The sequence below is a fragment of the Streptomyces sp. RLB3-17 genome, assembly GCF_007113425.2.
GTDB classification, from domain to species: Bacteria; Actinomycetota; Actinomycetes; order Streptomycetales; family Streptomycetaceae; genus Streptomyces; species Streptomyces mirabilis_D.
Window position 1 is genome coordinate 11,077,323 of sequence record NZ_CP041610.2, and the last position, 24,443, is coordinate 11,101,765.

The 24,443-nt window shown below is 70.8% G+C and carries 24 protein-coding genes and 2 pseudogenes; 13 read left to right on the forward strand and 13 right to left on the reverse strand.

What is annotated here, in order from left to right:
• Positions 1-207: 207 nt before the first annotated feature.
• The 3 genes from FNV62_RS49870 to FNV62_RS49880 form a co-directional block, all read right to left on the reverse strand.
• Positions 208-1,680, reverse strand: a complete 1,473-nt coding sequence (locus FNV62_RS49870) for a dihydrolipoyl dehydrogenase family protein (protein ID WP_143630006.1) — start codon at positions 1,678-1,680, stop codon at positions 208-210.
• A gap of 111 nt (positions 1,681-1,791) precedes the next feature.
• The gene (locus FNV62_RS49875; protein ID WP_143630008.1) at positions 1,792-2,574 is read right to left on the reverse strand and encodes a maleylpyruvate isomerase family mycothiol-dependent enzyme; all 783 of its coding nucleotides are present in this window, start codon (positions 2,572-2,574) and stop codon (positions 1,792-1,794) included.
• The gene (locus FNV62_RS49880) at positions 2,571-3,347 is read right to left on the reverse strand and encodes an enoyl-CoA hydratase/isomerase family protein (protein WP_054233888.1); all 777 of its coding nucleotides are present in this window, start codon (positions 3,345-3,347) and stop codon (positions 2,571-2,573) included. Before FNV62_RS49880 ends, FNV62_RS49875 begins: the two co-directional genes overlap by 4 nt.
• A gap of 166 nt (positions 3,348-3,513) precedes the next feature.
• Between FNV62_RS49880 and FNV62_RS49885 the strand changes: the two genes are divergently transcribed.
• The 3 genes from FNV62_RS49885 to FNV62_RS49895 all read left to right on the forward strand — a co-directional run bounded on the left by FNV62_RS49885 (position 3,514) and on the right by FNV62_RS49895 (position 6,219).
• The gene (locus FNV62_RS49885) at positions 3,514-4,413 is read left to right on the forward strand and encodes a LysR family transcriptional regulator (RefSeq protein WP_225900681.1); all 900 of its coding nucleotides are present in this window, start codon (positions 3,514-3,516) and stop codon (positions 4,411-4,413) included.
• A 99-nt stretch (positions 4,414-4,512) separates the two neighbouring features.
• Positions 4,513-5,403, forward strand: a complete 891-nt coding sequence (locus FNV62_RS49890) for an SDR family oxidoreductase (protein ID WP_313905094.1) — start codon at positions 4,513-4,515, stop codon at positions 5,401-5,403.
• A gap of 51 nt (positions 5,404-5,454) precedes the next feature.
• Positions 5,455-6,219, forward strand: a complete 765-nt coding sequence (locus tag FNV62_RS49895; RefSeq protein WP_143610650.1) for an SDR family NAD(P)-dependent oxidoreductase — start codon at positions 5,455-5,457, stop codon at positions 6,217-6,219.
• Positions 6,220-6,240: 21 nt separating this feature from the next.
• Here the strand turns inward: FNV62_RS49895 and FNV62_RS49900 are convergent, their stop codons facing one another.
• The 3 genes from FNV62_RS49900 to FNV62_RS49910 form a co-directional block, all read right to left on the reverse strand.
• The gene (locus tag FNV62_RS49900) at positions 6,241-7,980 is read right to left on the reverse strand and encodes a hypothetical protein (protein ID WP_225900682.1); all 1,740 of its coding nucleotides are present in this window, start codon (positions 7,978-7,980) and stop codon (positions 6,241-6,243) included.
• 80 nt (positions 7,981-8,060) lie between these two features.
• Positions 8,061-8,504: a hypothetical protein gene (locus tag FNV62_RS49905; RefSeq protein WP_143610651.1), complete on the reverse strand. Its 444-nt coding sequence runs from the start codon at positions 8,502-8,504 to the stop codon at positions 8,061-8,063.
• Between the two features lie 26 nt (positions 8,505-8,530).
• Positions 8,531-8,995, reverse strand: a complete 465-nt coding sequence (locus tag FNV62_RS49910; RefSeq protein WP_060899273.1) for a DUF5709 domain-containing protein — start codon at positions 8,993-8,995, stop codon at positions 8,531-8,533.
• Between the two features lie 227 nt (positions 8,996-9,222).
• On the opposite strand from FNV62_RS49910, the pseudogene FNV62_RS49915 reads away from it, so the two are divergent.
• Positions 9,223-10,143, forward strand: a pseudogene (locus FNV62_RS49915) (ADP-ribosylglycohydrolase family protein); the annotation flags it as partial.
• 636 nt (positions 10,144-10,779) lie between these two features.
• Positions 10,780-11,676, forward strand: coding sequence for a polysaccharide deacetylase family protein (locus tag FNV62_RS49920; RefSeq protein ID WP_143610653.1), 897 nt, complete (start codon positions 10,780-10,782; stop codon positions 11,674-11,676).
• Positions 11,677-11,766: 90 nt separating this feature from the next.
• Here the strand turns inward: FNV62_RS49920 and FNV62_RS49925 are convergent, their stop codons facing one another.
• From FNV62_RS49925 to FNV62_RS49935, 3 genes are read right to left on the reverse strand one after another with little or no spacing between them, the layout of a single operon-like run.
• A complete protein-coding gene (locus FNV62_RS49925) occupies positions 11,767-12,714 on the reverse strand; it encodes an MBL fold metallo-hydrolase (RefSeq protein ID WP_225900683.1) in 948 nt (315 codons plus the stop codon).
• Positions 12,715-12,737: 23 nt separating this feature from the next.
• The gene (locus tag FNV62_RS49930; RefSeq protein ID WP_143630011.1) at positions 12,738-13,193 is read right to left on the reverse strand and encodes a PaaI family thioesterase; all 456 of its coding nucleotides are present in this window, start codon (positions 13,191-13,193) and stop codon (positions 12,738-12,740) included.
• Positions 13,194-13,244: 51 nt separating this feature from the next.
• On the reverse strand, positions 13,245-13,862 hold the full coding sequence (locus FNV62_RS49935; protein WP_143604585.1) for a LysE family translocator: 618 nt from the start codon (positions 13,860-13,862) through the stop codon (positions 13,245-13,247).
• 111 nt (positions 13,863-13,973) lie between these two features.
• Here FNV62_RS49935 and FNV62_RS49940 point away from each other — a divergent pair, with 111 nt between their 5' ends.
• Positions 13,974-14,426 (forward strand): Lrp/AsnC family transcriptional regulator, encoded by a 453-nt coding sequence (locus FNV62_RS49940; RefSeq protein WP_054233896.1) that lies wholly within the window; start codon positions 13,974-13,976, stop codon positions 14,424-14,426.
• Between the two features lie 75 nt (positions 14,427-14,501).
• On the opposite strand, the gene FNV62_RS49945 is transcribed toward FNV62_RS49940, so the two are convergent.
• Together FNV62_RS49945 and FNV62_RS49950 are read right to left on the reverse strand one after the other, a co-directional pair.
• The gene (locus FNV62_RS49945) at positions 14,502-14,651 is read right to left on the reverse strand and encodes a hypothetical protein (protein ID WP_164331887.1); all 150 of its coding nucleotides are present in this window, start codon (positions 14,649-14,651) and stop codon (positions 14,502-14,504) included.
• Positions 14,652-15,114: 463 nt separating this feature from the next.
• On the reverse strand, positions 15,115-15,564 hold the full coding sequence (locus FNV62_RS49950) for an ATP-binding protein (RefSeq protein WP_225900684.1): 450 nt from the start codon (positions 15,562-15,564) through the stop codon (positions 15,115-15,117).
• 126 nt (positions 15,565-15,690) lie between these two features.
• Here FNV62_RS49950 and FNV62_RS49955 point away from each other — a divergent pair, with 126 nt between their 5' ends.
• From FNV62_RS49955 to FNV62_RS49970, 4 genes and pseudogenes are all read left to right on the forward strand, one after another.
• The gene (locus tag FNV62_RS49955; RefSeq protein ID WP_054233898.1) at positions 15,691-16,173 is read left to right on the forward strand and encodes a MarR family winged helix-turn-helix transcriptional regulator; all 483 of its coding nucleotides are present in this window, start codon (positions 15,691-15,693) and stop codon (positions 16,171-16,173) included.
• Positions 16,174-16,307: 134 nt separating this feature from the next.
• Positions 16,308-17,546 carry a cytochrome P450 gene (locus tag FNV62_RS49960; RefSeq protein ID WP_143630013.1) on the forward strand — a complete coding sequence of 413 codons (1,239 nt, stop codon included), beginning with the start codon at positions 16,308-16,310 and terminating at the stop codon, positions 17,544-17,546.
• A 35-nt stretch (positions 17,547-17,581) separates the two neighbouring features.
• Positions 17,582-17,773 (forward strand): annotated as a pseudogene (locus FNV62_RS49965) (ferredoxin); the annotation flags it as partial.
• 71 nt (positions 17,774-17,844) lie between these two features.
• The gene (locus tag FNV62_RS49970) at positions 17,845-19,050 is read left to right on the forward strand and encodes an NAD(P)/FAD-dependent oxidoreductase (protein WP_144316255.1); all 1,206 of its coding nucleotides are present in this window, start codon (positions 17,845-17,847) and stop codon (positions 19,048-19,050) included.
• 28 nt (positions 19,051-19,078) lie between these two features.
• Here FNV62_RS49970 and FNV62_RS49975 read toward each other — a convergent pair whose 3' ends face one another.
• Positions 19,079-19,801: a TetR/AcrR family transcriptional regulator gene (locus tag FNV62_RS49975; RefSeq protein ID WP_097288270.1), complete on the reverse strand. Its 723-nt coding sequence runs from the start codon at positions 19,799-19,801 to the stop codon at positions 19,079-19,081.
• 56 nt (positions 19,802-19,857) lie between these two features.
• Between FNV62_RS49975 and FNV62_RS49980 the strand changes: the two genes are divergently transcribed.
• Positions 19,858-21,468, forward strand: a complete 1,611-nt coding sequence (locus FNV62_RS49980) for an FAD-dependent monooxygenase (RefSeq protein WP_399223759.1) — start codon at positions 19,858-19,860, stop codon at positions 21,466-21,468.
• Between the two features lie 586 nt (positions 21,469-22,054).
• Here FNV62_RS49980 and FNV62_RS49985 read toward each other — a convergent pair.
• Positions 22,055-23,335 (reverse strand): bifunctional pirin family protein/GNAT family N-acetyltransferase, encoded by a 1,281-nt coding sequence (locus FNV62_RS49985; RefSeq protein WP_225900686.1) that lies wholly within the window; start codon positions 23,333-23,335, stop codon positions 22,055-22,057.
• A gap of 77 nt (positions 23,336-23,412) precedes the next feature.
• Between FNV62_RS49985 and FNV62_RS49990 the strand changes: the two genes are divergently transcribed.
• A complete protein-coding gene (locus tag FNV62_RS49990) occupies positions 23,413-23,895 on the forward strand; it encodes a carboxymuconolactone decarboxylase family protein (protein WP_054233903.1) in 483 nt (160 codons plus the stop codon).
• A 146-nt stretch (positions 23,896-24,041) separates the two neighbouring features.
• Complete coding sequence (locus tag FNV62_RS49995) at positions 24,042-24,431, forward strand: aldo/keto reductase (RefSeq protein ID WP_164331888.1); 390 nt, start codon at positions 24,042-24,044, stop codon at positions 24,429-24,431.
• The last annotated feature ends 12 nt before the right edge of the window (positions 24,432-24,443 follow it).

Sequence of the window (24,443 nt, forward strand, 5' to 3'; positions counted from 1 at the left end):
CTGCTGGATCGGGAGACTGACATGTCCTTCACACGCGGGACAAGGAGGGGAAATGCCTCAGTTACGAAAGACTTTCGTGACGCGGACCCCGCCCGTGGAGACGGGCGGGGTCCGGTATCGCATGCGCGGATGACTTCCTGCTCGCGCAGCGTGCGCACACGCTCGTGGTCGTGCGCGGCACCGCCGACAGGCCGTCGGCGGTGCGTGCTAGCCCTTGTAGGCCTTGAGCATGAACAGCCAGACTTCGCTGACGGTGGGGAAGCAGGCGACGGCGTGCCGCAGTCGCTTGAGGGGGATCTCGCCCGCGACGGCGACGGTTGCGGAGTGCAGCAGTTCACTGACGCCGGGGCCGACGAAGGTGACCCCGAGGAGGACTTCACGGTCGAGGTCGACGACCATGCGGGCTTGGCCCCGGTAGCCGTCGGCATACAGGTTCGCCCCCTGGGCCTGAGCGAAGTCCACGTCGACGACGGAGACGCGGTGGCCGGCTCCGGTGGCCTGTTCGGCGGACAGGCCCACGGCAGCGGCCTCGGGGTCGGAGAAGAAGACCTGCGGCACGGCGTGCTGGTCGGCGGTGGTGGCGTGGTCGCCCCAGGGCCCGTTGTCGAGCGGCAGCCCCTTGGCGCGGGCGCCGATCGCGTCGCCCGCCGTCCGCGCCTGGTACTTGCCCTGATGGGTGAGCAGGGCGCGGTGGTTGACGTCACCGAGGGCGTAGAGCCAGGTGCCCTCCATTCCACGGACCAGACAGGTCTCGTCGACATCGAGCCAGGATCCGGGAGCCAGGCCCACGGTCTCCAGGCCGATGTCGTCGGTGCGCGGCGCCCGACCGGTGGCGAACATGACCTCGTCGGCCTCCAGCCGGCTCCCGTCGTCGAGGCTCAGGGTGACCGGGCCCGCCGGGTCGGGGCGGCTCAGCCCGGTCACCGAGACGCCGATGCGTACGTCCGCGCCCGCCTCGGTGAGCCCTTGGGTGACCACGTCGCCGACGAAGCTCTCCATCCGGGGCAGCAGCGGGCGGCGGGCCAGCAGGGTGACCTGGGTGCCGAGGCCCTGCCAAAGGGTGGCCATTTCCACGCCCACCCCTCCACCGCCGACGATGGCGAGCCGGCCCGGCACCTGGCTGGAGTCGGTGCCCTCGCGGTTGGTCCACGGGCGGGCTTCCTCGATGCCTGGTACGTCGGGCAGTACAGGGCGGCTGCCGGTGGCGATGGCGACCGCGTGGCGGGCGTTGAGAGTGCGGCGCCCGCCGTCGGCGGCGGTGACGGTCGCCCGGCGCGGTCCGTCGATCCGGCCCTGTCCGCGGAACAGATCGGCGCCGATGGACTTGACCCAGTTGGCCTGCCCGGAATCGTCCCAGTCGGTGACGTAGTGATCGCGCCGGGCGAAGACCCTGGCGGTGTCGAGCCGTCCGGTGACCGCCTGGCGGGCACCGTCGACCCTGCGTGCGTCCGAGACGGCGATGACCGGCCGCAGCAGTGCCTTGCTGGGTACACAGGCCCAGTACGAGCACTCACCGCCGACCAGTTCACGCTCGACGACGGCGACGGTCAGCCCGGCCGCGCGGGCGTGGTCGGCGACGTTCTGGCCGACCGGGCCGGCCCCGAGCACGATCACGTCATAGGTGTCTTCCGCGGTGTCTCTCGCGGCGGCTTCTGGAGTGATTTCGGGTGAAGTGTTCATGATTCCATCGTTCCTCGGGACGTGGCGATCCGCTCGGCTCACGGTCGGCGGGGCGTGACGGATCGCGAGCTCCGCTGTGGGCGGTGACGGCTGTGGCGGATCGCAGGCCGGTCAGAAACCGGGGAAGAGCGTCCGCAGGTCGTCGAGGGAGATCGAGCCGGTGGCGGCCAGGGGGTCCTGGGGGCGATTGCGGCCGTAGACGAGCCGCAGTGCCGACTCCGCGGGGCCGGTCAGGAGGGCGGTGGGGTCGGTGGGCGGGGTCGGGTAGAGGTGGAGCTCGGTGTCGATGTCGAGGAGCAGCGTTTGGCCGGGGTCGGTGAGCTCCACTCGTACGCGCTGCGGTGCGAGGCGGGTCAGGGCGTCGGCGTCGCGGAAGCGGGTGGCCACCAGGTCGATCCGCTCCCAGAGCAGGGCCACGTCGGGTGCGGTGAGCACCGCCCGCTCGTCCAGCGCGACCATGACGTCCCAGGCGTGTACGGCCTGCTCGGACAGCCGGTAGCCGGCGTACGACGCCAGGTCGAGCAGTCCGGCGAAGTACGGGACGCGCACGGACGTGCGCTGCCCGGGGCCGACCGCGTCCAGGAGCGCCAGATGGCGTTCGTCGGCGTCCCGCCACGCGGCGCGCTGTGCGACGGGGGACAGCGCGTCCCACCGCTCCCACACCGGCAGGAGCTCCTCGCGGACCGGGCTCCGCTCGTCCCCCTTGAGACCCCGTTCCACGAGCGCCGTGGAGATCTCCGCGCCGCTGCCCAGGTGGGACAGCACCTGGCCGATGGTCCAGCCCTCGGCGTACGAGGGCTCGGCGAGACGGTCGCCCGGCAGGTCGGCGACAGCGCGCCCCAGCCGCTCGGACGACTCGTGCAGCGCACCGATCCAGCGGTCGGCGGCGGTCACGCCGCGTCCCCGCTTCCGTACGCGAGGTCGGCGGCGGTGAGGCCCTCGAGCGCCATGCCCAGTTGGGTGCCTTCGGCCATGCGGCGGCTGATCCGCTGTCGCAGGGTGACGGCCAGATAGCGGGTGAGCAGTTGCGGCTTGGCGGCGAGCCGCTCCGCGAGTTCCTGGGCCCGGGGCAGCACCCGCTCCAGCGGCAGCACCTCGGCGACGGCGCCCCACCGTTCGGCCTGGTCGGCGGTGAACGAGCCCTGGGTGAGGGTCAGGTAGCGGGTGCGGTTGACGCCGATGGCCTCTTCCCAGGCGATCTGGATGCCGTCGCCGGGCACGATGCCGAAGGTCAGGTGGGGAAAGTCGGAGAAGACGGTGGTGTCCGCGGCCACGACGATGTCGGCCAGCAGCGCGTACTCGCTGTGTACGGAGGCCGGGCCGTTGACGGCGGCGACGATCGGCATCTCCAGGTCGACCAGGCGCTGCATCACCCGGCGGCCCTCGGCGACGGTGCGGTCCCACTGGGCGGGCTTGGTGATGTCCCCGAGGCTCGCGCCGTCGATCTCGGTCATGAAGCGGTCCCCGGTGCCGGTCAGCACCAGGACCCGGTTGTCCCGGTCCTCGCCGATCTCGAACAGGGCGCGGGGAAAGTCGGTGTGCAACTGCCCGCTGAAGGTGGCCGGGCCGCCGTCCGTGTGGAAGCGCAGGGTCAGCACTCCGGAGTCGGTACGGCTCAAGGCGATGTTCTTGAAGGCGGTGAAGTATTCGGGTGTTGCGCCGGTCATGGTCGCTCCTACGGTGGTGCGGCGCCGTCGTGCGCCGCTCTTCCACACAACCACCTGGGCAGGCCGGTCCGTAGCGTTCGCCCAGTCGCTCCGGGACCACCCTCCATCAGGGATGTTTATGGCATCCGGTCGTGCCGCGATCCGTCCATGTGGTGCGATGGGAACCATGGATCTCCGGGACATGCGGGCCTTCGTGGCGGTGGTGGAGGAGGGCGCCCTGTCCGCCGCGGCCCGCCGGCTCCACATGAGCCAGCCCCGGCTCTCCCAGATGGTGCTCGCACTGGAGCGGGAGTTCGGAGTCGGCCTGTTGGTGCGCAGTTCGACCGGGGTCCAGCCGACCGAGGCCGGCACGACCCTGCTGGCCGAGTCCCGTGCGGTGCTCGCCCGGTACGACCAGGCCGTCGCCGTCGTGGCCCGGCACGCCGCACCGGGTGGCTCCGTCCTGCGGCTCGGAATCCCGCTCGAACTGCCCCCCGGGTTCCTGACCCGCCCGCTGGCCGCACTCGCGGACGCGTGTCCCGAGACTCGGGTGGAACCCCGGCACATGTCCACGGCGGACCAGACGGCGGCCCTGCGCACCGGGGAACTCGACATCGGCCTGCTGCGCGAGCGCCCGCCCGGGGGTGACCTGGACGCGATCAGGGTCATGGAGGAGCGGCTGGGCGTGCTGCTCGCGGCCGACCGGGCCGCCGAACTGTCCGGCCCGGAGGGTGTACGGCTCGACTCCCTCGCCGGGCTCCACTGGGTCGGCTTCCCCCGCTCCGGAAGCCCCGTCTGGTACGACGAGGTCACGGCCGTACTGCGTGGACACGGCATCGACATCGAGGCCTCCGCCGTGGGAGGTCAGACGCTGCTTGCCGAAGTGAAGCTGGCGGCGGTGAGCGACGGGACGGCCTTCGCGCTGGCCCCGCCCCACTGGTTCCACCCCTTGCCCGAGAACGTCGTGTGGCAACCGCTGGCGGGCAGCCCTCTCGTGCGTCGGACCTGGGCGGTGTGGCAGGCCAGGTCGCACCGACAGGACCTCGGGCATTTCGTGGTGGCGCTGGGGGACGACACGGGCGACTGACCCGCTGCCGCGTCCGGTGACACTGCCGCCCGACGGGCGAGCATCGGGTGGGTCGGAGCGTGGCGACCCGCAGCGTCCCTCGGGCCATAAACATTCCTGATGGCCGGGCCCGCGAGGACGAATGGCCGGAGGGCATGGCGCCGGCAGCTCCATTGGTTCTGCGACATCGAGTGGTTCTACGACATCGCGGTGGTCAACACGCCGCGATGTCACCCGATGTCACCCGATGTCACCGATGGAAAGGGCAAGATCATGGAGTTCCGCGACCGGAAGGCGCTCGTGACCGGGGGCGCAACCGGCATCGGCTTCGCGACCGCACGGTTGCTCGCCCGCGAGGGAGCCGAGGTCGTGATCGCCGGCCGGAGTGAGGAAGCCGGCGTCAAGGCTGCGGCCCTGCTCGGGGAGCACGGCGGGCGGGCACGTTTCCGCCAGGCCGACCTGCGGGATCCGGAGTCGGTGCGCAGGCTTGTCGAGGAGGCGAATGACGTGGACGTCCTGGTGAACAACGCCGGAGCGTTCCCGTTCGCTCCCACGGTCGAGCAGGGCCTGGACGCGTTCCAGCAGCTCTTCGAGACGAATGTGCAGGGACCGTTCTTCCTCACCGCGGCGCTCGCGCAGAAGATGGCGGCCCGGGGCGGCGGCAGCATCGTCAACGTCACGACGATCGCCGCACAGCGCGGCATTCCCGGCACCGCCGCCTACGGCTCGACGAAGGCCGCGGTCGAGTCCCTGACCCGCACCTGGGCGGTCGAGTTCGGCAGCCTCGGGGTCCGGGTGAATGCCGTCGCGCCCGGTCACACACGCACCCAGAACGTCTCCACCATGATCGGCGAGGAGAGTTTCGAACGCATCGGCGCCGAGGTGCCGCTCGGCAGGCTCGCCGACCCCGAGGAGATCGCCGAGACGATCCTTTTCCTGGCCTCTCCGCGGGCCAGTTACGTCACCGGAACCGTCCTCACCGTGGACGGCGGAGCGGTGGCCCTCACCTGACCCCCTTGTCCACGAAGGCGGACAACGCATCGACACCCCAGAGGAACAATCATGGGACTTCTGAAGGACAAAGTAGTGCTGGTCACCGGTGGAACTTCGGGCATCGGCCGCGCCGCCGCCGTCCTGTTCGCCGAGGAAGGCGCCAAGGTGGCCATCACCGGGCGTCGCGCCGAGCCCGGCGAACAGGTGGTCGACGAGATCTCCAAGGCGGGAGGTGAGGCGCTGTTCATCCGGGCCGACGCAACCGACATCGCCGGCGCCGGGGACGTGGTGCGTCGGACCGTCGAGCACTTCGGCCGACTGGATGCGGCGTTCAACAACGCCGGTACCGCCATGGTCGGTCCGCTGACCGAGCTGGACGAGAAGACCTGGGACGTCCTGGTGGACGGCAATCTCAAGAGCACGTTCTTCTACCTTCAGGCGGAAGCGGCGCAGATGAAGCGCCAGAAGGAAGGCGGCTCGATCGTGCTGAACGGGTCCGTCTTCGCCGAGTTGGGGATCGAGGGCATCTCGATCTACAGCGCCAGCAAGGGCGGCGTCACCGCGCTCGCCCGCGCCGCCGCCGTCGAACTCGGCCCCGACGGGATCCGCGTCAACAGCGTCAACCCGACGGTGATCCGCACCCCACTCACCGAAAGCGCAATCACCAGGAACGAGGACGGCACCGAGTACCACCCGCATGGCGAGAAGATCCCGCTGGGCAGGCTCGGTGAGCCCGAGGAAGTGGCCAACGCGACCCTCTTCCTGCTGTCGGACCTCTCCTCCTACATCACTGGTCAGACACTGATGGTCGACGGCGGGCAAAGCGTCAACTGAGCCGACCACAACACTGTTTCCTCAGCGCGGGGACCGGAATCGAAGAGTCTGGTCCCCGCGGCTCGTCACTGAGCCGTTCCCACTCGGCTGTTCGGAGCAGCAAAGGCTCGTCGGGCCCGCGGTGTCGAGTCGGCAGAAGCACGACGCCTCGATGGGGACGTCCGCGAGCGCGGTGGCCACGGTGAGTTGCTGGGCGATGATGCGGGCTTCCCCCGTCTTGCCGAGCCGCACGAGGCATTCGTGGAAGCCGTGGAGTGCCCAGACGTTTCCCGGATGTTGTGAGGACCTGGGCAGCGTGTCGTCGAGTCCGAGGTCGGCCCGGTAGACGGCCTCGGCCTCCTCGACTCGGCCCTGTTCGAGCAGGAGCGCGCCGTAGGCGTGACGGGTCGGCTGCATCCAGCCCCACGGCTCGTCATAGGGCAGGTGGTCGTCGAGTTCGATGGAGCGCCGCAGGGAGGCGAATGCGAGGTCATACTCGCCCCTGCGGTACTCGAGTTCGCCGTCGAGCATGGCGGCGGCGATGGCCAGGATGTCCCGGCAGGTGTTGTTGAACAGGGTCCGCGTCTCGGGAACCCGTGCGACCGCGCGGCGGAAAAGTTCGCGTTCGGCCTCGGCCTCGGCGGTCGCCCCGGTGGCGGAGTACGCCACTGCGCGCGCGTAGTGCAGCATCGCCGTGGTGACGCAGTACAACAGCGGGTCGGAGGGCATCGGCAGCGCGAGGATCTCCTCCCACCGGCCGAACCGGATCAGTACGTGCACCCGCATGGCGAGGAACCCCTCCAGCCAGTCGGCCATGGGCGGGCTCTCCACACGGAGCAGATCCTCGGGGATGGACGCCTCCAGCTGTGCGGCCGTCTCCAGCGCCGTCCTGGACCGGCCGAGGAACATCGCGCCGTAGATCTTGAAGTGATAGTCGTGCGAGCGGTACAGCGTGTAGAAGTTCATCGCGCCGGCCCGTCGCAGGTACTTCTCGTCGGCCCTGATCGCGGCACTGTTGGCCGACACGACCCGCCGGTAGTCGCCACACAGCACGTCGAGGTGGGAGGGCATGTGCTGCAGGTGCCCCGCGTCCGGGACCAGTCCCGGCAGCCGGTCGGCGACGGTGAGGGCCTCCTCCGGCGTCGGCGACATCTCCATCAGATGGATGTACATGTGCAGGATGCCCGGGTGACCGGCGCCGGTCTCGGTCAGCAACGCGCGGTCGAGGACGGCCTTCGCCTCCAGCGTGCGCGCACCGGGGGCGGGCTCGCCGGTGCGCAGGTCCCACAACTGCCACGGCGTGAGGTTCATCAGCGCGTCCGCGTAGAGCGTGGCGACATCAGGGTCGTCGGGCTCGCGTTCGTACACGGCACGCATGGCCTCGGCGTACGGCTCGTTCCAGACGGAGCAGTCCTCGACGGCGCGCGAGGCGGGATAGCGCTCGCGCAGCGCCTCGATGAGCGCGCGCTCGGTCGGTGTGGCCGTGCCGCCCAGCGCGTGAGCCCGTTCGACGGCGGCGTGCGTCCGTTCCACCGTGTGCCGCAGATCGACGTCGTCGAAGAACTCCCAGGGCTTGTTGTAGTTGGGGCCCAGCGCGTATGCGACACCCCAGTACGCCATGGCGCAGTCGGGATCCGCGGCGGCCGCCGATTCGAAGCAGGTGACCGCCTCTTCGTGGTTGAACGCGTAACTCCACACCAGACCGCGGTCGAACCAGCACTGCGCTTCCGGCGAACGGGTCGACACGGGCCGGGTCAAGGTCCCGAGGTCGAAGTAGTCCATGAGGATCTCCTGCAGAGGGATGCGGCTCGACGACACCGGCTTCTTCCTGCATACAACGGGCGCAAACAGTCCCCTCGAGTCTATTTCCGCCGGAGATCCTGGAGATGGAAACGGCCCGGGATACGCGCGGACTGTTCGGGGTGAATCCAGGGTGAAGGGGCGAACGGGTTCGCGGCGAGAGCCACGCTGATCGGCCAGAACACCCCTGGAGTCCCCGGTACGGCCGAGAACGGTGACCGGTTCGGCAGCCGTACCGCGTTCGTCGGCGGGCACGTCGCCGTCTCGGCGGCGGAGGAGAACAGCGGCACGGGAGCCGTGTGGGTCTGCCCCGGCACCGTCTCCGGTGTCACCGCGACCAAGTCGGCGAGCTCCGGACCGCGCCCCCTGGCCGCTCCCGTGTCCGGCGCACGCTTCGGCGCCGCCTTCCACCGCTGACGGCCGCCTCGCGGCGCACCGGCGTCCGCACGCCACCAGGCCAGGAGGGCGTCGAACCAGGCACGCCAGGAGGACGTCGAACCAGGCACGCCGGAAAGACGGCGAACCGGGCAGGCTAAAAGGACTCGGAGTCGGGGATCACGTGCATCGCGGCCTCCTCGGCCGATGCGCCCGCCCCGTCGACGCCGACGTCGTAGGCAATCAGGTCCTTTTCGGTGTCCTCGTGAGCGCCCTCGTCCGGCGCGATGAGGCGGCCCGCTCGCACGTCTCCCACCTCGTCGTCGATGAGTTCGCCGTCGCCGTCCCAAAGGTCCCCGATACCGTCGCCATCCTGGTCGGCGACATCGGGGACCTCCTCGGCAAGCCGCTCGTCCAGGCTCTCCCCTCGTTGCCGCTCCGCCGCCGTGACACCGTTGTGCTCCACGCCCCAAGGCTTCTCCGGGGGCGAGTAGCCCTCGTCGAGAGCCTCGTCGATACCGCGATCGTCGAGGGTGTCCGAGACGTCCAACAGTCCGGCGTCGTCCTGCACCTCCGACCCGTCCGGCTGGTAGACGTCATCACCCATCGCCTCGTAGGCCATGCACGCTCCATTGTTGGGTGCTCCCTGCCAGGCATCTGACGGGACCACGATTGTCCGGACCGGAGGGAACTCTCCTGGGCGGAGTGGGAAAAACAGCTTAGGACCAGAGGCCGAGGCAAGTCTGACTCTCCGCGCACCGGGTCTGTACCCCCAACGCACCATGCCCAGAACTCTGTCCCCGCAATTGCCGTGGCGCTGCGGCAGGTCGGCTTGGCAGGATGGGGGAGATGCCCGCCGAGTTCCCCTTCCTCGATCCTTCCGCCTGCCCTTCCTTCGATCACCGCTCCGCCGCCCGCGACGCCCTGCGCGGTCTGGCGGTGGGTGACGCCTTCGGCGCCCAGTTCTTCGTACCGGACAATCTCCCCGGCCTGCGGGAGCGGCGATTGCCCGCCGCGGAATGGCCATGGACGGACGACACGGAGATGGCCTGCTCGGTCTTCGACGTGTTGCGCCGACGCGGCAGCGTGGACCAGCACGAACTGGCGCACGGCTTCGCTCACCGGCACGACTTCGACCGAGGCTACGGTCCGGCGATGAACCGGCTGCTGCGCCTGGTACGCGAGGGCGGCAGATGGCAGGAGCTGGCCGCGGAACTGTTCGACGGCCAGGGGTCGTGGGGCAATGGGGCCGCGATGCGGGTGGCGCCTTTGGGCGCTTGGTTCGCCGTGGATCCGGCCGAGGCAGCCGCGCAGGCCGGGCGGTCGGCGCGGGTGACGCACACCCACCCGGAGGCGGTGGCCGGGGCGGTCGCCGTGGCGGTGGGAGCCGCGTGCGCCGCACGCGGGCGCGTTCGGCCGGTGACCGGAGCCCAGTTGCTGGCGGCGGTGGAGGAGCTGACACCGGAGGGACGGGTCCGTTCGGGGGTGGCCGAGGCGCGGGAGTTGCTGGGCCAGCCGCACGCCGAGTACGCGGCGCACCGGTTGGGCAACGGCCGGCGGGTGAGCGCGGCGGACACGGTTCCCTTCGCCCTGTGGTGCGCGGCCCGGCACCTGGAGGACTTCGCGGAGGCGTTGTGGGCGTGCTCGTCGGTGGGCGGGGACGTCGACACCACCTGCGCCATCGTCGGCGGAATTGTCGCCGCCCGGGTGGGCACGGCGGGGATACCTGCCGCGTGGCGGGCCGCGTCGGAGGCGCTGCCGGAGTGGGTGCGCGAGGGCGAACCGGGCGAGGATCTCAGCCGCGCCGGGCTGGGCCGCGACGTGACGCCGCTGCGCCGCCCCGAGCCGGTTCCGGTGCCTGAGCTGGTGTGGACTCCGGGACAGTGGCAGCGTGTCCGGCACGGTGTGCGGGCGCTGAGCATGGACGAGAAGTGGGACGCCTACCTGGAGGGCGACCAGCTGACGCTGCATCGCAGTTGGACCGGTCGTGCCATCTTCCAAGTGACCGTGGCCGAGAACCCGGCCGGCTGGCGACCGGTGGCCGCGCTGGTCGAGTCGGACCTGGAGCTGTACCGCCGTGGCGGCGACGAGACGGAGAGCGCCTTCCTCGAACTCTTCCTGCGCGCCTGGTACATGGACGACTCCCGGCCCGAACTGTGGAATCGCTACCAGGAGCTGCGCCGCGCCGAGGAGGCGGCGGCCAAGGCCGAGAGGACCACCTGAGCGGCGAGCGGGCGCAGTCCCGCCGCATGAGTACGCCCGGCCCCGTGGCGGGCGAGCGCGGCAAACGATGCACAAGGGATTGTTGGCGAACCCTTGCCGCCCTCTTACTGATCATGTCTCTTCCGCCGCGTACGGTTCCCGTAGCGGGGTGTCCCGTCGAGGATCTTCGAACAAGGGGAACGGATGACACCCAGTCGCCGGGCAGTGCTGGCGGCCATGGCGGGAGGCGCGCTCGCCGGCTGCGCGGGCCCCCAGAGCACGGTCAACCGCAGCGCTTCCGTCACCGGCTCCCCTTCCGCACCCGCGGCGATCGCAACCGGCAGAGGCACCCCGGGCTCCAGCCCGTCGGCCACCGCGCCCAGCGCGTCCCGCGCCGTCACCCGCGCGGACATCGTGGCCCGCTACGGGCACGCGGTGCCGCATACCTGGGGCTTCGACGCGCCCGCCGTGGTCCACGCGCTGCCGACCACCGGACGCGTGATCGCGCTGACCTTCGACGCATGCGGCGGCCCGGGCGGCAGCGGCTACGACCGTGCGTTGATCGACTTCCTGCGTCGACGGGACATACCGGCGACCTTGTTCATCAACTCCCGCTGGATCGACGCCAACCCCGCCATCTTCCGTCGGCTGGCCGCCGAGCCGCTGTTCGAGATCGCCAACCACGGCACCCGTCACCGCCCGCTCTCGGTCACCGGCCGCTCCGCCTACGGCATCCCCGGCACCCGCAGCGCCGCCGAGGTGTACGACGAGATCTCCGGCAACCAAACCAAGCTCACCCGGCTGCTGGGCACGCCGCCACGCTTCTTCCGCTCCGGCACCGCCTACTGCGACGACGTCGCGGCACGGATCGTCACCGCCCTGGGAGAACGCTTCGTCAGCTTCTCGGTCAACGGCGACGGCGGCGCCACCTTCACCCCCGAACAGGTCCGTACGACGGTCGCCGCCGCCCCCGGCGGATCCATCGTCATCTGCCACATGAACCACCCCCGGGGCGGCACCGCCCGAGGCATCACCGCCGCCGTCCCTCAACTACTGGCCACCGGCCACAGCTTCACCCGTCTCTCGGACGCGCTCCACTGACGGCGCGTCCGGGCTGGGGCGGAGACTGTCGAGAGGCGGCCCGGTTCAGGCAGCGGTCGACTCGGTCGACGTGACGCGCTCGCCCGGGGGTCAGCGCGGCTCCGGCGTCGGCCACGCACGCGGGTACGGCACGCGCAGCGTCTCCGCCTCGACCGGGGTGTGCTCGGCGGCGGCGTGCAGGCGCCCGTCCCGAAGAACGACGGCGCCGCTGCGGAGCATGAGGGCGATGAGCTCGGCGGCGAGTGCTTCGGGCGTGAGGCCCAGAAGGCGCGCGGCGTCGGTCAGCCAGGCCCGTGCGTGCAGGTACGGCTCGACCTCGTCGGTGGCGATCCCTCCGCGGATCATGAGGGCGAAGGCGAAGATCCGCCGGGCCCCGTACCAGATGGCTCCGTCGGGGTCGTCGACGAGACGTCGCGCGCGGCGCAGCGCGGTGACGAAGGCCGCACCGGGGTCGGCGGGGATCGGCCCGTGCGAGGGGAGCAGGACGCGTGGGGCGAGGTCGGCCATCCGCTTCAGGGAGGCGAGAGCGGTGGCGGCCGCGTCGGGCCCGTCGAGGGCCAGGTTGACCCAGCCGACGTCGTAGTCCGACAGCGCGTCCCCGACCACGAGGAGCCGCTCTTCCGGCTGCCACAGCGCGAGGTGCCCGGGCGTGTGCCCGGGGGTGCGGACCACTTCCCAGTCGGCTTCACCGAGGCGGAGGACCTGACCGTCGTCGAGCGCCATGTCGATGCTGTACGGGCTTACGGGCTGGTCGAGGTATTCCGCGGCGCAGCAGCCCGGGTCCCGGCGGGCGACGGCGTCCGCCTCCGGGGCACCGGCCGCGATGCCGGCGCCGCCCGTGTGCAGGAGGGCATTGCCACCGACGTGGTCGGCGTGCCAATGGGTGTTGACGACCAGGCCGACGTCTCCGGCGTGGGCGCGGGCCCAGGCGGCCGTGTCCTCGGCGTGGCCGACGAAACCGCTGTCGACCAGGGCCGGTTGGCTTCCGTGGAGCAGCAGAAGGTTGGCGTCGGGAAACGGCCTCTGCTGCCAGGTCACCCAGGACGGCAGCGGCTGCGGGCTCAGTGTTCGGGCCTGTTCACGCGGATCAGCGTCTGCTGGCCGTTGGCGACGAGCGACCGCCGGCCGTCCTGGACCCCGAACACTTCCAGCTGGCACACGGTCAGGGTGCGTCCGGATTTCAGGACCGTTCCGACGGCCTCGATGTGGTCGCCGACGGCAGGTGCCAGGAGATTGATCTTGTACTCGACCGTGAGTACGTCGGTGTTCTCCGGGAAGAGCGTGAACGCCGCGTAGCCGCCCGAGGTGTCCGCGATCGCGCTGGTGGCGCCGGCGTGGAAGTAGCCATGATGCTGCGTCACTTCGGGCCGGCTCGGGAGGACGATGTGCACGCGGCCCGGCGCGATCCGCGTGATCCGTGCCCCGAGGAGGCCCATCAGCCCCTGCCGGTCGAAACTCGTCCGGATGCGCGCCTGCACCTCGGGGCTCGCCTGTTCGCGCTGCGCCTGCTCTTCCATGTGGTCTCCTTCGGCGGACATCACGGTGTTGAACGGGTTCGGACGGGTCCGTCAGCCGGCCAGGCGTTCCACCAGCAGGAACCCTCCGATGACGATCATCATGGCACCGGAGGCGCGGGTGACTGCCCGGGCCGCCGAAGGCCGGGTCTTCAGCACGGTGCGGGCCAGCACGCCGACGGCGAGGTAGACCAAGGCACAGGCGGTCATGTGGAGCGCGCCGAGCAGCCCGGTCTGCGCGGCGACCGGCCAGCCCGCCCCGGGGTGGATGAACTGTGGGAACAGCGAGAAGTACAGAAGCAGCGCCTTCGGGTTCAGGCCGCTGATCCCGGCTCCCTTGAGCATGATCTGCCGACGCGAGGAGGGCATGGCCTTCGTGGATGCGCCCAGCACCGACGGGCGCGACAGGACACCCCAGCCCAGCCACATCAGGTAGGCGGCCCCTGCGACGGTCAGTGCGGTGAGAACGGTGGCCGAGTTCGCCACGATCACCACCAGGCCGGCCACGGCGAGCGCCGTGTATCCCGCGTATCCGGCTATCAGCCCGGCGACCGCCGGGACGACGGACCGGTCGCGCAGCCCCGCCGTGATCGCGTAGGCCCAGTCCGCGCCCGGGGTGAACACCAGCAGCAGATCCACCGCCAGGAAAGCCGCCACCGTCGTCGTGTCCATCGATCTTCCCTCTCACGTTCCTTGCCCTGAGAGGGAAGATTAGGCGCATATTGCCCGCAAATGTTTCTGTCTTTTCTCCATGATCGCGCCTGGTGGGGGAGAATCTTCCTCATGGATGCCCTGGACCGGAAGATTCTTACCGAGCTGCAGTTGGATGGCCGTCTGACGGTGACCGAGCTGGCCGCCCGCGTGAAGCTGAGCATCTCGCCCTGCCATCGCCGCCTGCGTGACCTCGAACGAGAGGGTGCGATTCGCGGCTACCGCGCGGTCGTCGACCCGGCCGCCGTCGGTCTCGACTTCGAAGCCCTGGTCTTCGTCACCCTGGGCTGGGAGGACCGTGACACCGTCTCCGCGTTCGAGGAGGCCGTGGCCGCCGTCCCGCACGTGATCCAGGCCCAGCGTCTGTTCGGTGAGCCCGACTACCTTCTGCGCGTCGCCACCGCCGACCTGTCCGCCTTCCAGCAGTTGTACGACCAGCGGCTGGCCACGCTGCCGGGGGTGCAGCGCCTGACCTCCACCCTTGTCATGAAGCACGTCGTCGACGACCGCCCGCTGCCCGAGTAGGCCAGTTCTTCGTAAGCCACAACTTCTCTTCGCAGTGTCCGACAAGTCTTCGCAGTGTTCCGGCAAGGCCGGCCGTCAGAGCGCGGCTGGGGAGGTCGCCGGCCGGTCGAGCATGAAGCGACCGGCCCGGTCCAGCGCCGCGTCCGCCTCGTCGAGCGAGCCGGCCGTCATCGGTGGCCGTGAGGACTGCCGGGCCTGCCCAGCGGGCCATGATCCCGCACTCATCTCGATACGGAGGAGCTGGTCGCGGCCACGGTGATGGCGACCTCGTGGGCGAGGTCGTTCACGGACGAGGCTCTACGACGTCGTCGGCGAGCGGCTGCGACGGAGGCGGGCCGGAGGCTCCTGGACGCCGCCACGCCGGCCTTCGAGAACGAGTTGCGCACATGGCTCGCCGACCCGTTGACCGCGCGGTCACTTGAACAGCTGGCGACCACCCTCGCCCGGCGGCGGGGGACCCGCGAGGACGCACGTGTCGGCATGCCCACAGGCTGAACGATCGCGGCAGCCGTCGATGCCGAACGGCTCGGAGGGTATGCCCGATGTCCGGGCCGTGGGCGGCACAGAGGTTCTTCGCCGGCAGCGGGATCGCCCAGCTCGTCGCCGAGAACGGACAGTTGGTCGCCGCGCTGAAGTGAGTGCGCCCGTACAACTCCTCGGCGCAAGATGCCCTGTGCCGTGAGCCCGGTCAGGCGCGCGCATCCACGTCGGCCCAGTGGATGACGTGTCCGGGCTCCTGGCGGTCGCCATGCGCGGCGGTGAGCTGGTCGATGATGTCCAGCCCGCGGCCGTGCTCGCCGCGGGTGCAACTGGCTGCCCAGTCGCCGTCGCTGGCGGCCGGCCCGCCGTCGGAGATTTCGATGTGCACGCACCGGGTGCCCGGGTCGCGGCTCAGGTCGAGGTTCAGTGGGGGCTGTGCGTGCTCCACGGCGTTGGTGACGAGTTCGGAGACGGTCAGCAGCACCGAGTCGGCCGCCTCATCGGCGACCCTCCACTGGGTGAGGACCCTTTTGGTGATCCTGCGGGCTTCTCCTGCGGCTTCCGGGCGGTGTGCCAGGGGCCAGGCGCCGCCCGATGCCCGTGGACGCCGGGCGGTGGCGTGCCGCGGGGCGATGTTCGGGGCGTATACGCAGGTCACGGTCATCACCTTCTTCCGACGCCGCGATGGCGCCTTGGTCGTGACCAGAACCCCTGACGGTCCACCACCAGATATATCACCCATCTATATAGACTGTCTATATAGATGGGTGATATGAATGAAGGTATGGATGAGACACCTGAAGAGGGTCCCCAGGAGGTGGCGGCGGCGCTGAACCAGCTGACCATCGGGATGGCCAGGTACCTCCTGTCGGACCGGCAGGACATGAGTCTGACCACCGCCGGGGCGCTCAGCAGGATGGAGCGGGAAGGTCCGGTCCGGCTGACCGCGCTGGCAGCGGCGGAGGGCATCGCTCAGCCGTCGATGACCGTGCTGGTGCAGCGGCTGGAAGCCCAGGGTCTGGCAACGCGAGTGGGCCATCCCGAAGACGGGCGGGTGCGCCTCGTCGCCATCACGGATGCCGGGCGCGAGCTGATGGTCGAGCGCCGGCGGGCGCAGAGCGCCCGGGTGGCCGGCCTGCTGGCCGCGTTGCCCGAGCAGGATGTGCAAGCGCTGGGTGAAGCCCTGCGCACGGCCCTGCCCATCGTCCAGCGCATGGTCCAAGCCGTCCCGCAACCCGGCGTTCCCGGGGGCGGGTCAGCCCCCTGATCCTCCGGGCGGCGCTCTTGGGTGTCCTCTCCTTGCAGGCGGGACCTGCTCCGCTGCCCCGTCGCGCCCCGCGCGCGCCGGGCCCCGGTCCTGGCGCCTGCCCTATAGCGGACTTCCGGAAAGGGCGGAGAACCATGAGCACTCTCTCGACACCCGGCACTGACGCGCCGTCGGCGGAGACACCGGACTACCCGATGACCCGGGCGGCCGGCTGCCCGTTCAACCCGCCGCCGACCCTGCACACCCTGCAGACCGAGGCCCCGATCAGCCGGGTCCGGCTGTGGGACGGCAGCACCCCGTGGCTGGTCACCCGCTACGAGGACCAGCGGGCGCTGCTGGGCGATCCGCGGATCAGCGCGGACAGCACTCTCCCGCACTACCCGCACGCGGGCGCGGGCCAGAAGGAGCGCCGGAGGCAGTCGCGGAGCTTCATCGCGATGGACGATCCGGAGCACGCCCGGCAGCGCCGCATGGCCACCGGGGCCTTCTCCATCAAGCACGTGGAGGCGCTGCGGCCGGCCATCCAGAAGATCGTGGACCATCTGATCGACGAGCTGCTGGCCGGGCCCAAGCCGGTGGACCTGGTCCAGGCGTTCGCGCTGCCCGTGCCGTCGCTGGTGATCTGCGAGCTGCTCGGCGTCCCGTATGCCGACCACGACTTCTTCCAGGCCAACAGCAAGGTGCTGATCAAGCGCACCAGCACGCCGGAGCAGGGGCGGGCGGCCACCGAGCGGCTGGTCGACTACCTGGACCGGCTGATCGGCGACAAGCTCGCTCACCCGGCGGACGACCTGCTGTCCACGCTGGCCGCGCGGGTCAGGGCCGGCGAGCTCTCCCGACGTGAAGCGGCCGACATGGGGTTGCTGCTGCTGGTCGCCGGTCACGAGACCACCGTGAACATGATCGCGCTGGGCACCCTGGCCCTGCTGCAGCACCCGGACCAGCTGGCCCGGCTGCGCCAGAGCGACGATCCGAAGGTGATCGCCTCGGCGGTCGAGGAACTCCTGCGCTACCTGAACATCGTGCACAGCGGACGGCGCCGCGTGGCCCTGGAGGACATCGAGATCAGCGGGGTGACCATCCGCGCCGGCGAAGGCGTCGTCGTGGCCAACGACATCGGCAATCGCGATCCCGCCGCCTTCCCCGACCCCGACCGGCTGGACGTCGCCCGCAACGCCCGCCATCACGTGGCCTTCGGTTTCGGTGTGCACCAGTGCCTGGGCCAGCCGCTGGCCCGCGTGGAACTGCAGGTCGTCTACGGCACCCTGTATCGCCGCATCCCGACCCTGCGGTTGGCCACGGACCTGGACCAGATCCCCTTCAAGCACGACGGGCTGGCCTACGGCGTCTACGAACTGCCCATCACCTGGTGACCGCGGCCAAGTGCCGCGCGGGAATGGAGGAACCGATGAAGGTCATCGTCGACCAGAACAAGTGTGTCGCTTCCGGCCAGTGCGTGCTGGCCACACCGGGGGTGTTCGACCAGCGCGAGGAGGACGGCATCGTCGTCCTGCTCACCGAGACCCCGCCCGAGGACCTGGCGGACGACGTCCGGCAGGCCGTCGCCCTCTGCCCGGCCCAGGCGATCTGGGTGGAAGAAGAGGGGGACAAGGCGGAAGGAGAGGGGACGGTGGATGAACAGGGGGCGGTGGAAGAAAAGGGGGACAAGCAGTGAAGCGGATCGTCGTCGTCGGAGCATCGGCCGCAGGCCTGACCGCGGCCGAAGCCCTCCGCCGCCGAGGCTGGGGCGGCGACCTCACCCTGATCGGCGAGGAGCCACATCCGCCGTACGACCGGCCGCCGCTGTCCAAGCAGATCCTCACCGGCGCCTGGAAGCCCGAACGGGCCACCCTGCGCTCCCGGCAGGACCTGGCACGGCTCGAGGCCGACCTGCGATTCGGACAGCGCGCCACCGCCCTCGACGTGCAGGGCGGCCAAGTGCGCCTCGGCAACGACGAGAGCATCGGCTTCGACGGTCTGATCATCGCTACCGGTGTGACCCCCCGGCACCTTCCCGACAGTGATCTCGACGGAGTCCACGTCCTGCGCACGCTCGACGACGCTCTCGGCCTACGCGCCGCGCTGCTCACCGGGCCCCGGGTGGTCGTGGTCGGCGCCGGATTCCTCGGCACCGAAGTCGCCGCGGCAGCCCGGACCATGGGCTTGGAGGTGACCGTGGTCGAGCCGGAGCCCGTCCCCGTACGGCGCCCGTTCGGCGACCGTATCGGCGCGCTCGTCGCCGACCTGTACCGCGACCACGGCACGCGCCTGCGCTGCGGGACACCGGTGCGCCGGCTGCGCGGAGCGGGCGGCCGGGTGACCGGGGTGGAACTCGGCGACGGCACCACGCTGTCGGCCGACGTCGTCGTCCTGGCCCTCGGCTCCACGCCCGCGACCCGCTGGCTGACCGGGTCGAGCCTGCGACTGCGGGACGGGGTGGAGTGCGACGCGCTGTGCCAGGCCGCACCCGGCATCTACGCCGCCGGAGACGTCGCCTCCTGGCACAACCCGCACTTCGGCACCCGCATGCGGCTGGAACACCGCATGAACGCCACCGAACAGGCCATGGCCGCGGCCGGCAACCTGCTCGGCGATGCCAAACCGTTCGCCCCCGTGCCCTACTTCTGGACGGACCAGTACGACACCAGGATCCAGGCGTACGGCGTCTTCCCGCCCGACGCGGATGTGCGGATCGTCCACGGCGACCCGGTCGACGGCTGCTTCGCGGCCGCCTACGGTCACCACGGGAGGGTGGTCGGTGTACTCGGCTGGAACACCCCCCGCCAGATACGCACGCTGCGTCGCCTGGTCGCCGAACGCGCGTCGTGGACGGCCTTCACGGTCGTACCCGCGCTGCGCCCGGCAACCGTGAACTGACCTCCAGTCACACCAGGGTGACGTCTGGCTAACGGTGGGAGAGCCCGTCGATCATCAGGGCGAGCGTGAAGTCGAACCGGTCATGGCCCGCGCCGGCGGTGAGCTCGGCCGCGTAGCGGGTGGTGTGAGGGAAGACCTCGGCGGGCAGTGCGGTCAGTCGGCGCTGGAGTTCGTCGGTGTCGACCACCCAGTCCGCCTCGTTGTGGACCTTGCGCTGATCCAGGATGGAGATCTCCAGGCAGTACGCGGCCACGTACAGCAAGAGGGCGTCGATGGCCCAGGCGGCGGCCTGCGGGGCGACGCCGCCGGCGATCAGGATCGCCAGCATTCCTTCGCTGACGCGCAGGGTCTCGAGGTCGGTGGGGGCCATGGCGAGCGCGGCGCGGGAGATTCCGGGGTATTCCAGGTACTGGTCGCGCAACTGTGTGCACACGCTGCGGATCTGCTCCCGCCAGGCTGCGGGGTCGGGCTGGGGTGGTACGAGCTCGGCGCACAGCCGCGCGATGAGCAGTTCGTCGAGGTCGGCCTTGTTGACCACGTGGGCGTAGAGCGAGGCGGGTCCGGTGTCGAGCGCGCCGGCCAGTCGGCGCATGGTCAGGGCCTCGTAGCCCTCTGTGGCGATCACGCCCAACGCGGTGTCGACGACCTGTTCCACGGTGATCGGGGCCTTGCGGCGCCGCTGCCTGGGGGCGGCTTCGACCTCGGGATTCGGCAGTTGGTGGCGCGCCGCGCGTCGTTCTCTCGGGTTCACCCGACCACTATAACTTGACACGAACAGCGTTCGTATATAGAACGCTGTTCGTGAATATCGATGTGATCCAGGATGTGGACGTGACCGTGGTCGGAGCCGGGCCGGTGGGCCTCGTGCTCGCGGCGGAGCTGGCGCTCTCCGGGGCGACGGTGCAGGTGCTCGAGCGACTGGCCGAGCCGTCCGAGGCGATGAAGGCGGGGTCGATCAACGTGCCGACGGCCGAGGCGCTCGACCGCCGCGGCCTGCTGCCTGCCGCCGAGAGCGTGCAGCGAGAGATGCTCGAGCGGGTGGGGTCGTTCGTTCCCATGGCCGACGACCAGCGGCCCGGCGGTGGTCGGCGAGCGCACGAGTCGCGGTTCACCGGGCATTTCGCGGGGATGGTCCTCGACTCCGGCCTCGTGGACTGGTCCGACGCCGACCTCGCCGCGCACGCCGCGGTCGACGGAGCGAGGATGGTGCCGCAGCGTGAGCTGGAGGAGCTACTGGCCGAGCATGTCGCGCGACTCGGCGTACCGGTGCGTCGCGGGGTGGAGGTCACCGCGCTCGAAGACACCGGCGACGGCGTGCTCGTCGGCACCACGGCTGGCACGGTGCGCACCGGGTGGCTGGTCGGGTGCGACGGCGGGCGCAGCACCGTACGCCGCCTCGCGGGCATCGACTTCCCCGGCACCGACCCCGAACTCACCGGACACCTGGCGGTCGCCGACATCGCCGACCCGGAGAAGCTCGCGAACGGATGGGTGTGGTCGACCCGGGGGGCGTACCGCTACGGGCCACAGCCCGGACGGGTGGTCACCGTGGAGTTCGGCGGCGCTCTCGCCGACCTCCCCCACGCTCGGCTTCGCTCGCGCGGGGGGACCCCCATGGCGCCGGTCACCCTTGAGGAGTTGCAGACCAGTCTGCGCCGGGTCTCGGGCACCGACGTCACACTGACCGCGCTGCGCGGCGCCGCGACCCGCTGGACGGACAACGCCCGCCAGGCCGCGACCTACCGGTCGGGACGGGTGCTTCTGGCCGGCGACGCCGCGCACGTGCACTCGCCGTTCGGCGGGCAGGGGCTCAATCTCGGGGTCGGCGACGCGATGAACCTCGGTTGGAAGCTCGGTGCCGTGGTCGCCGGGTGGGCACCCGAAGGGCTCCTCGACACCTACGACGCCGAGCGCCGTCCCCTGGGCGCCTGGGTGCTGGACTGGACGCGGGCCCAGATCGGGGTGATGCGCGGGGACGCCAAGTCGGCCGCGCTCCGGGAGGTCGTCGCCGATCTGCTGAGCACCCGGGACGGCACGACCTACGCGGTCAAGAAGATCTCCGGCGTCACGCAGCGCATCGACCTTCCCGGCGACCACCCGCTGGTCGGCCGCTACGTCCCCGACCTGTGGCTGACGGACGGCTCCCGTCTGTCCGACCACGGTCACGGCGGCGGGTTCCTGCTGCTCGACCGCACTCCGGACGGCACCTTCGCCCGCCTTGCCGCGGCCTGGGCCGGGCGAGTGCGCATCGTGACCGACGACCACGCGACGCCGACCGGGGTGTTGGTACGCCCGGACGGGGTGGTCGCCTGGGCCTCCGGCACCACCGACGTCGCCGCCGCCACCGGCCTCGAAGCCGCCCTGCACGGATGGGCCGGCGCGCCGTCGCCCTCACCCGAGCACGCGCCGATGGGCTGAACCTCGCGGGGTGGGGGGGAGGTTACGGCGGTGTTGATCGGACACCGGTGGGACCGCGCGCCCGGCGTGACCCTGCTCCGCGACGCCGCCCCACCAGCCTCATCGGCCTCATCACCAACCACGAGCACGTCGGCTGAACTTCGGCCGCTCCAGCGGTCCCGCGGCAGGGCCGAAGACGGCTGGGTGAAATCCTCGTCCGCGAGTGCGGCCACCGCCGTGCGCAACGCTCCCCACGAAAACGAGAAGAGATCCACACCGGCAACGTCGTGCGGTGCCGGAATGGCGGTTAAGCCACGGGTGCTCCGGCGAGGTCGGTACGAAAGCGTCGCCGACGGTCTGGCGTGCGTCGAGGGAGGCGTACGGGTTCTGGACGACGAGCTGGATGTGGCCACGTCGGACACCGGCTGCGCCCCGGTCGTACCGGCTACGGCTGCGTCTTCACAGCGGCGACTTCCCCGAGTTGGTCCTCCACCGTGACCCCGACGACATCCCGTGGCTCACCCTCCGGCCCGGCTTCCGCCCCCGGCCTCACGCCGGCGCCTGCGCGCTGGCGGCTCGGCCGGGGAGCGGTGGCAGAGGGTGTGGGTCAGCCCAGTTGCGTGTCCAGCCACGCCTGGACGTCGGGGGTCACGGGGTCGGTGATGTCGGCGAACTCGTCATGCTTCTTCAGGAACTTCGCGACGTAGGGGCACACGGGCACTATCCGCATACCGAGGGCGCGCACGTCCGTGAGCGCGTACTCGACCAACCGCGCGGCCAGGCCCTGCCCGGCGAAGGCGTCGTCGACTTCCGTGTGGAAGAAGACGCGCTGTTCACCGCGGTCGCGGTAGGCGGTGAGGCCGGCGCGCTTGCCGTCGACCAGGATTTCGTAGCGATGCCTGGCGTCGTTCCGCTCCACGGTCGGAGCGGCGGGAGACGACTCGGTCATGGTGTGCCTTTCGGATGCGGGTCGGCGACGCGGCGGGTTGCCGCGCGGCGAGATGGTGGCATGCGGAAGAACGGGAGCGGGAAGGGGGTCCCCCGGGTACCCCTCGACGGCGCCGAAGCGATCGGAGGCGTTCGCCCAGTCCTCCCGGGCGCGGACGATGTCCTCGTGGCTGCGGCCGATGAAGTTCCACCACATGACGATCTCCTCCTCGAACGGGGTTCCGCCGAGCAGTACGGTGCGAGCCGGGTCGTCCGACTCGTTCACCAACGTCAGAGCTGCGGTTCCGGCCTGGGCATAGCCCAGCTCCGCCGGACGCAGCAGGGTGTCGGCCATGCGGACGTCTCCGTGGTCGACGAGCAGCCCGTGCTCGAAGTCGGGGTCCACGGCGAGCGTGACCGTCGCACGCGGCTCGAGGACGACCTCGGCGCCGAGCAGGGGCGTGAAGGTGCGTACCGGGGACTCCTGACCGGCGAGGGAGCCCAGGAAGACCCTGATCTCGGCCCCGTCGATCCGCAGGGGCGCGGGGACGTAGTGCTGGAAGTCCCGCTCGGCGTGCCGGTGCTCCTCGGGCAGCGCCACCCACAGTTGGACGCCGTGCAGGACCGTGGTGCCCGGGGTGGACACCTCCGAGTGGCTGATGCCGTGCCCGCCCGTCATGAGGTTCAGCTCGCCGGGCCGTACGTACGCGTGGCTCCCGAGGCTGTCGCGGTGCTCGATCTCCCCGCTGAACAGCCAGCTCACCGTCTGCAGTCCGGTGTGCGGATGCGGGGCGACGTCCATGCCGCCCGTCTCGGCGATGTCGTCGGGACCGTAGTGGTCGGCGAAGCACCATGCTCCGATCAGGGTCCGCGCGCGCTGCGGCAGTGTGCGCCGCACGGTCATCGCGCGCGGGCCGCCCAGGGGTACGTCACGTGGGGAGAGAACGTCGACATCGCTCACCGGGGACCGCCTTCCGTCACCATGATAGTTTCAGATTCAACAATGATACTCGTAGCATAGTAGGAAGGAGTCCGGGGTTGAGCAGCCACGCGACAGGAACCGCGACGCAGCGGATCTTCATCGACAAGCAGAGCCCGAAGGCCTACCACGCACTGGTCCAGACGTCGGAAGCGGTGCGCGCGACTGCCGCCGACGCGGGGCTCGACCGGACCGTGGTGGAGCTGATCAACCTCCGGGTGTCGCAGATCAACGGCTGCGCCTATTGCCTCAACGTGCACACCCGGGCCGCCCTGCGTGCGGGCGAGACGGCGCAGCGGCTCGGCGTGCTGGCCGCCTGGCGGGACACCGAGCTGTTCACTCCCGCGGAACGCGCGGCCCTCGCGCTGGCGGAGGCGACGACCGAGCCGACCGACGCCGCCGCGCAGGAAACCGCCTGGACGGGCGCCCGTGACGTCCTCACCGACGACCAGATCTCCGCGGTGATCTGGGTGGCGATCACCATCAACGCGTTCAACCGGGTCTCGATCATGAGCAAGCATCCGGTGCGTACGGAGCGCTGACCCCGCAGGGGAGGCGCGGACGGCTCCGGGGCGGCGTCACCGGTCAGTCCGTCAGGATGCCGTGCGGCAGCAGCTCGATGAGTTTCGCGGACGGTGGTGGACCGATCTCCGGCGCCGACGGACAGCCACCGTTCGGCGGAGCCCCCATGGCACGGGCGCTCGGACTCACCGTGACCGCGTGGAGCCCCCTCGCGCGCGGCCTGCTCGTCGGCAAGCGCCCTCCTTCCCGGCTCCCCGCCTCCCGCCGACAGGCCCTGGACGCCGTCACGGAGATCGCGGCCGAGACCGGTCTGACGCCCGCGCGGGTCGCCCTCGCCAGGGTGCTGCGCCAAGGGCTCCTGCCGGTGCTCGGCACCCGCACCCTCGCCCAGGTGCACGACAACCTCGGCGCACTCGCCGTACGGCTCGACGGCAAGCAGCTCGCACGGCTCGACGCCGCCACCCGGGTCCGCCGCGAGTACCCGTACGACTTCCTGTACGACCGCCGCACCGCGCTCGCGCCACCGGAACCGGAACTGGGGGATCGCGATCGCTGAACACGGTTGGCG